The following is a 431-nucleotide window of genomic DNA, read 5'->3' as shown; positions in this document are numbered from 1 at the left end:
CTACACGACCTTGGGCGTGACGAAGGAGGAGACCGTGCACGTCGGCATGGGGCAGTACACCGACCTCAAGGTCTGCCACGAACTCGGCATCCGGTCCGTGTGGATCGACCGGGTCGGCGAGCCGCTGAACCCAGACTGGCCGCCGCACGCCAAGTTGGACGATCTGAAGGGTTTGCCCGACGTGCTGTCGGCGTCTTGAACGGCTTCCGAGCTAGCGTCCGGACTCATAACCAGTAGCTGACAGTGGCGGCGAGGCAGACGGCGGCGAGGTAGTTGGTCGCCAAGCGGTCGTAGCGGGTGGCGATGCGGCGGAAGTCCTTGAGGCGGCCGAACATGCGCTCGATGGCGTTGCGCCCACGATAGAGCACGGGTGAGAAGCACGGCTTCCAGCGGCGGTTGATCTTGGGCGGGATGTTGGGTGCGGCCCCGGC

Annotated in this window: 2 protein-coding genes; one reads left to right on the top strand and one right to left on the bottom strand. The window is 65.9% G+C overall.

Features of this window, described 5'->3' with window-relative positions; genetic code table 11:
* The coding region (locus tag JZ792_RS43740) for an HAD family hydrolase (RefSeq protein WP_498044276.1) at positions 1-199 on the top strand (199 nt) is incomplete at its 5' end.
* A 25-nt stretch (positions 200-224) separates the two neighbouring features.
* On the opposite strand, the gene JZ792_RS43735 is transcribed toward JZ792_RS43740, so the two are convergent.
* Positions 225-431 (bottom strand): transposase (locus JZ792_RS43735; protein WP_216918451.1); only part of this gene is annotated, 207 nt, incomplete at its 5' end.

It is taken from the genome of Nocardia noduli (genome assembly GCF_019038455.1).
Taxonomy (GTDB): domain Bacteria; phylum Actinomycetota; class Actinomycetes; order Mycobacteriales; family Mycobacteriaceae; genus Nocardia; species Nocardia noduli.
This window is presented reverse-complemented; position numbering and strand designations above follow the sequence as displayed.